The 6,939-nt window shown below is 53.0% G+C and carries 6 protein-coding genes; 1 reads left to right on the top strand and 5 read right to left on the bottom strand.

Annotated elements, in window-relative coordinates; translation table 11 throughout:
- Positions 1-117 precede the first annotated feature (117 nt).
- Both D1841_RS15905 and D1841_RS15900 read right to left on the bottom strand, forming a co-directional pair.
- Positions 118-366 (bottom strand): hypothetical protein, encoded by a 249-nt coding sequence (locus tag D1841_RS15905; protein ID WP_160641629.1) that lies wholly within the window; start codon positions 364-366, stop codon positions 118-120.
- Positions 367-371: 5 nt separating this feature from the next.
- A complete protein-coding gene (locus D1841_RS15900) occupies positions 372-668 on the bottom strand; it encodes a hypothetical protein (RefSeq protein WP_160641628.1) in 297 nt (98 codons plus the stop codon).
- Positions 669-985: 317 nt separating this feature from the next.
- On the opposite strand from D1841_RS15900, the gene D1841_RS15895 reads away from it, so the two are divergent.
- Positions 986-1,561: a stalk domain-containing protein gene (locus tag D1841_RS15895; RefSeq protein WP_160641627.1), complete on the top strand. Its 576-nt coding sequence runs from the start codon at positions 986-988 to the stop codon at positions 1,559-1,561.
- A 183-nt stretch (positions 1,562-1,744) separates the two neighbouring features.
- Here the strand turns inward: D1841_RS15895 and D1841_RS15890 are convergent, their stop codons facing one another.
- The 3 genes from D1841_RS15890 to D1841_RS15880 form a co-directional block, all read right to left on the bottom strand.
- Positions 1,745-5,011: an S-layer homology domain-containing protein gene (locus tag D1841_RS15890; RefSeq protein WP_161880051.1), complete on the bottom strand. Its 3,267-nt coding sequence runs from the start codon at positions 5,009-5,011 to the stop codon at positions 1,745-1,747.
- Between the two features lie 298 nt (positions 5,012-5,309).
- Entirely contained in the window at positions 5,310-6,257 is a 948-nt protein-coding gene (locus tag D1841_RS15885; RefSeq protein WP_161880047.1) for a ParB/RepB/Spo0J family partition protein, read from the bottom strand.
- A partial coding sequence (locus D1841_RS15880; RefSeq protein ID WP_166554290.1) for a ParA family protein occupies positions 6,214-6,939 on the bottom strand: 726 nt, incomplete at its 5' end. The genes D1841_RS15880 and D1841_RS15885, both read right to left, overlap by 44 nt.

Below are 6,939 nucleotides of genomic sequence, written 5' to 3'. Positions count from 1 at the left end.
AGAGCATCTTCATCTGCGGGGTCTATATCTAACCCGTTTTCTTTTATATACTCCGCAAAATCTTTTTGCCAGTCCCACCTGTGGAGATCCATGTCACTCCATATAATGCGGCGACTGTCATTCCTGAGCGGATTGTTCATCATCTCCACCTCCCAAGAAGCTATACAAAGAGCGGTTTTTCACACTTTTTTGCAGTGCCATGATGATTCTGAGATCGTCCATTGTGATTCCCTCAATCTTCAAAAGCGCTTCCATAGAAAGCGATTGCAGCTCGCTTTCCGTTTTGCAGCCGCTGGCAAACAGCTTTGCCATGACCTTGACCTTTCTCTGCAAGGCAAGTTCTTCGGTGGATTTGCTCACTGCCATAGTCATCAACCTCCGATCTGGATCAGCAGCACAAGCTCGGTGTTCTCCGCCTCGCAGGTATTGCGGGACAGCTCAGGGAAAAGAGACTGTACCCTCTGCCTTGCCCTGCGGATGGTTTCAAAGCAGGGCAGTCCGAACCGCTTGTAGTTGAACATCACATATCCAAAGGGCAGCTCTGCGATTTTCCGGTGTCCGTACCGGCAGTAATACTGCGTGGCAAGCGCCATATCGTCATATCTGGAACGAGGGCAAGCCCTCATGGTCTCAAGCACTCGGCTCTCGACCGTTGTTGTCTGATTCATGTTTTCCTCCTTGTAAAAGAATAGGGGCGAAGTTTCCTCCGCCCCATTATCTGTTTCTACTTTTTGCGGTTCCTGAGTTGCAGGAATACAAAGCCGCCTAAGATAAAGACGACCAGAACAATTCCAATGATGGTCTTTGCGTTCATAACCTCTCTCCTTTCCGAAAGTTCAAATCTGCGATCTGTCCGGTCGCATAATTGCTGTAAAACCCCCAAAGCGGTATGCTTACGGTGTCGAAAGACAAAACTACATATTTGGAGGTCACGAAAATGAAAACCAAGTTCTTATCGTTCGTTGCAGGCGCTCTTGCCGTACTTATGCTCGTTGCACTCCCCATTTCCGCTCTTGCGTCCGATGGCGCACTGTCCATCAAAGCGTATCCGATCAATGTCCTTGTCAATGGACAGGTCTTTGCGCCAAAGGACGCTAACGGAAATGATGTGCTGGTGTTCACCTACAATGGCACAACCTACGCCCCGCTGAGAGCTTTGGCAGATGCTTACGACCTTGAAGTTGGCTATGACGCAAAAAGCAACACCGCCACTGTCACAAATCCGGCTAAAGTGTCCGGCACCCCAGCCGCCGCCAACAGCTTCGCATCCTCTTGGACGGTCAAGGAAAAGCCCGTCACCAACTATGGCAGTGAGAAGATTTACACCGCTGCCTACTCCGGCTCCCTCAGCATGAGTGAGTTCAAGACATGGTGGAAGTCTCTCAGCGGAGACGAGATTGCGAGAGAGGCTGAGAAGCTCGCCGCTGAAGCACAGAGCCTCAACCCCGGCTATACCGTAACGATGTACTTCTCCTTCGGATCGTACAATCTCGGCACAGCCTTTGCTTACGGCGATTATGAGTTTAGCAACTTCGCCCCTGCCTCTGTCTGGATCAAATGATAGAACCGCATGAGCGGCTCCGTCCATTTTGGGCGGAGCCGCTTTTTTGCGCTCTTTTTGTTATGCTACATGGTCAGTCACACTCCCTCCTTCATGAGAGTTATATTAAATACACCAACCGTCTGCGTCCAGACAGCTCGTGTATGTAAACGACCTGCATGAGCAGGTCGTTGGAGCAGTAGATTACTTGCTCCATGTCTCGGTATCACCGAGGGTTGCGGTATGAGCGTTTGCCGCTTCCATTACGGCAAGATAAGCCCAATGCTTGCTGGACAGGTCGGAGAAGGTGTTGAGATAGCGGATATTCTTCTCGATATATGCCTTGTCCGGCGTTCTGCCGAGCATACGGTTCATCAGGGAGACCACCTCGGCACGAGTGATGTTGGCGTCGGCGTGGAAGGTTCCGTCGCCGTAACCGTAAACCCAGCCATGAATGGCAGCGTCCTTGATATATTCAGCCGCCCAATAGCCGGAGCTGACATCGGAGAAGCCCTCGTACTTTTCTACGATCTCCTCAGCGCCCTCGCCGTAGACCTCAAAGAAACGCACAGCCATGACGGTGAACTCCGCACGAGTGATCTCGTCGTTGGGGGCAAAGATTTTGTCTCCACGACCATAGACCACGCCGTAGTTCGTAAGGTACTTCACATACCCCGCATACCATGCGTTAGAGGGAATATCGGTGTATTTGGTGGTAACAGAACCCTTTTCAGGAATGCTGTCGCCCTTCTTCTCGGCAAGCAGACGGGCGAAGATAGCTGCCGCCTCGCTGCGGGTCATGTTGCGCTCTGCGCCGAAGGTTCCGTCCTCATAGCCATAGATATAAACGCCATGACGCTCTTCAACAACCACATCGGGAACGGTAAGCTCACCGTCCTCATCAGTCTTGCCGGAAGCACTCTGACCCATATCGCCCTTTACGGTCACATTCTCGTCTTCAAGGGGATTCTTGCGGTTGTCGGTGACAATGACGGTGATGCGGTTGTTCTCGTCCATGTCGGTGCCATCAGGCAGCTTCACAGTAATGTTGCCGGTCTTGCCGATGGTGACAACAGCACCCTCAATGGGTCTGCCGGTCTCAAAGTCCACGACCTTGACGGTAATGGTGTAGCGGTCTCCGTCAGCATCTTTGCCGCCTACGGTCGCTTTGCCATCATCGTTGGTGATACCGGAACCGCTGGGAATGGTCATCTGCCCAGCCTTATCGGTCTTTCCTGCGGAATAATTGTCGTTCATATCGGTAACGGCAATCGGAAGCTCAGAAACAGGAGTCTTGTCCTTCACCAGTTTCACAGTAACAGTAGTCTGGTCGGCATAGTCGATGATGCGCCCATTGGGGAGACGGATAGACAGGCTTCCGTCCTTGTTCAAGACCACATGGGCGTTAGAGATAGGGTTCTGGGTGTCCGTATCGGTTACGATCACCAGATAGCCGCCCACAACAGCTTCGCCCTTGCTGTCGGTGGTGGCAGTCAGATACAGCTTTTCAATGGTTGCCGTTTCCAGCTTCTCGCCACAGCTCAGGCATTCCTTGTGCTTGCTGCCCTCGCTGTTAGTGGTAGGCTCCTTGTCGATGATCCAATCGCTCGACTTGTGACCGGTCGCCTTCACATAGTCGCTCTTGTAGCTTTCGCCGCAGCGCTCACAGGTGTAGGTGGTGAAGCCCATCTCGGTGCAGGTGGGAGCCGTAACCTCGCTCTTGAAGCTGTGACCAAGGGCAGGCGTGATAACAGCGCCGCAGACGGTGCAGAGCTGGGGATTCGTGCAGGTCGCTTCCTCCCCCGGCTTATGACCGCTCGCCGCATTTCCGTCTACATAGTGGTAGCCGCAGCGCTCACAGCGGTACTCGGTCACGCCCTCGCCGGTGCAGGAGGGGGAGGTCACAACCGTACCCTCGTCAAAGCTATGCCCCAGAGGGTCGGTGTAATCGGTGATAAAGGAGCTGCCGCAGCCCTTGCACAGATGCAGGGTATAGCCGCCGTTCTCACAGTTGGCAGGAGTCGTGATGGCTTCATAGCTGTGGGGCTTGGCGTTTTGAATGTCAGTGATATGGCGGTCGCCGCAGACCTCGCACTCTTTGACCGTATAGCCGGGGCTGACGCAGGTCGGCTCCACAACGGAAACGCCGTACTTATGCTCACCCTTCGGAGTAGTTGCCTCCTCGCACTCGCCGCAGTTTTTGCAGATATTCAGCACCTTGCCGCCAGCCTCGCAGGTAGCGTCACGAATCACAATGCTCTGCCAAGCATGACCGATGGCGTTTACATAGTCACGCTTCTCGATCTTCCCGCAGTCTACGCAGAGATAACGGGTATAACCGAGGGTCTTGCAGGTGGGGTTGACCGTCTCAAGGACAACAAAGTTGTGATTATCTCCGCAGTTGTGCTTGTGGCAGCTTCCGTTGCAGTCGGGGTTTTTGCAGTCGCAGTCAGGGTCGCCGCAGCCGCAGGGGCAACCGGTATCCTCTTTTTCATCATGCAGCCAGACATAAGCAACGCCGTTCTCCGTCATCGTCACACCGGAATAGGTGTAGGTGATTTCATAGTAAACGGTGTACTGTCCCTTTTCGGTGTAGTTGGGGGCGCTTGTCAGGGTGCAGGATTCAGCGGAATTGCCATAGCGGATCTGAGTGGATACGCCAGCTTCGGACAGATCGGAAATCGTAACCGTATGGGGCTGACCGTCCACCACGCCGTAATAGTCCGCCACAACAGACTTGGCGGCAATATACTCGGTTTTGGTATATTCGCAGTCCTTGCAGTGCTTCACGATGGCAAAGCGGTTGTTGCTGATCTGCGGCAGAATCTCCGTCTGCATATTGTGGCGCTCCAGCTTGGAATTGCTAATATGGTTCGTGCCGAAGCAGAAGCAGCAGTAAGTGCCGCTGGAGGTGATCTTGTTGTGATAGGTGCTGTCGGCATACTCATACTTCACCTGTTCGGGAAGCTCCTCGGTAAACTCGGCGGCACAGTCATAAAGCCAGTACACATTCTTGCCGAAGCAGTAGTCACTGATGCCCATATTGCTGTTGAGCGTCCCGCAGGTATTGCAGCAGGCTTTTGTCCAGTGATAGCCGGTGTAATATGCGTCCTTGCCGGGCGTTCCGTCCATGACAGCGCCGGTTCCCTCGCCGCCTACCAGCGTACCGTCCGAATAACGGACATTGCGGGTCATAGCGGTCTCACCGTTACGGGTGTATTCCGGCGTCCGATAGATGATAAAGGTGGTGGACTGTCCGCAAACGGCACAGTTTCCCGTCTCACGAGTTACGGTCGCATTGACATCCAGCTCGTTGGTACGATTTGCGGCATTGAGCCAATGTTCAGCAGGATCATGGTAGTTATCCTCCTGCGCCGCAAACGCCGTAGTGGAAATCATCGAGAGAGCGAGAACAAGCACCAGAAACAGCGCTGTCACCCGCTTTCCATTGGTTTTGATACAGTGATTCATTGTCGAATCCTCCATTTTAGATTTTGGGCGCAAAAAAACCGCAGTCTAAAACTGCGGAAAAACATAGCCCATTGTTTTTTCGGCTGAAAAGACCTCTCCTGCCAAACTTCCCGAAAACAGGTAAAACTTGTGGCGGAATTTGCAGGGTAATCTTTTATCATATCAGCCGTTTGGGTTTGGCGTGAATGATGCGATTGCTGAGATAGACTGACTTAGGAGATAGAAAAAAAGAGAGATAGTTTATTTTATCTCGGTAAGTCAGGTAGTTCTCAGGGGGTAAGAGTGTGAGATGGGGGAATTAACGGGAATCACGCTCCGCTCTCCGCCGCAGAAAGCTGGCATAATGTTCCAACGCCTTGCAGACATAATCCTCCGTCTGGTTCAATGGTACAGACTTCGGGATAAGTTGCCTGACACGCTCTCCCCGCAGCACGATCTTCTCCCGCTGGTTCGGCTTCTCCTCCTCCATGATGGCTTGGATAACCTCGGTTGACAGCTTGCCTTCTTCAAAGAACTTCCTCATTCGGATAGTCTGGTCGTGGGAGGGGGTGGAATCGGTCATGTCGATTTCGTCCACCACATCACGCTGACAGTCCTCGTCCAGATAGGACAGCTCCACCGCTGGCCGCATCTTGATTCTGCCCTCGTCCACAAACTGAAGCAGCTCAGGGACAAGGTTCGTCAGGCGGACATAACGACGGATTTGTTCTCTGCTCTCGCCAACCTCAGCGCCCAAAACCTCGTTGGTACGAGCTTTCTGAAAATCTGACTCCACTGGTGTCAGATTTTCTTTCTTCGGTCTGCCTGCCTGTCTGCTCATTGCATCAAGCCGCATTTTGTAGGCAAACGCCTTTTCGCTGGGTAGGATTTGCGAGCGCTGGAAGTTACTCTCCACCATCAGAATCGTGGCTTCATCTCTTGTAAGCTCCACGACCTCACAGCGCAGGGTGTCCATACCGGCAAGCTCACACGCCCGTTTTCGCCGGTGTCCTGAGACAAGCTCATAGCGCCCATCGTCCTTTGGTCGCACCGTAGCGGGAGTAATTACCCCACGCTCCTTGATACTCTCCACAAGCTGGGTCATATCCTCATCGTCCCGCACCTTAAAGGGGTGGTCGGGAAAGCTGTCTATCAGCTCAATGGGAATATCCCGTATTCTGGCGAGCTTTGCTTCCTCCCGCTGCTCCTGTGTAGAAAACAGGTCATCGAGCGTCGGCAGAACGAAGTCGCTCTTTCTGCCTGCCACTGGCTAACACCTCCCTTGTGAAGTCGGTATAAGCCTTTGACGCTGGACTGCTCGGCTCATAGGCAAAAATGCTCTTGCCCTTAGAACTCACCTCGGCGGCTTTTACGGCGCTGGGAATGGAAGCCTTATAAATCCTCATAACGCTCCCAAAGTTCGCTCTGAGGGCTTCCACAGTGCTTCTGGCGAGGTTTGTCCGCCCGTCCACCAGTGTCAGCAGAATACCGTCTATCTTCAAGCTGGGATTGATGTGCTTCCTGACCTTTGAAACAGTCTGCAATAGCTGGGTCATACCCTTAGCCGGAAGATACTGTGCCTGAACAGGGATAATCACGCTGTCCGCCGCAGCAAGGGCATTGAGCGTAATCATACCCAGCGAGGGCATACAGTCGATCAGGATATAGTCATAATTTTCTTTTACCTGACTGAGATATGTCCGCAGGGTGGTTTCTCTGCTCATTACCGTTACAAGGCTCATTTCCAGCGCTGACAGCTCCAGATTGGCGGGAAGGACATCGACCTTTTCCTCATGGTGCAGAATACCGCTCATGGGGTCGCTTGGTTCCTCCCGCATCACCTCAGCCAGCTTTGTTGCCAGCGTGATGGGAATAGCGTCTGTATCCTGCCAGCCAAGACAGGTGGTAAGGTCGCCCTGTGGATCTGCGTCAACGAGTAAGACCTTCTT

The organism is Neglectibacter sp. X4 (assembly GCF_009917365.1).
Taxonomy (GTDB): Bacteria; Bacillota; Clostridia; order Oscillospirales; family Acutalibacteraceae; genus Acutalibacter.
The sequence above is the reverse complement of the archived record's forward strand: the minus strand, read 5'-3'. Positions and strand labels throughout refer to the sequence as shown.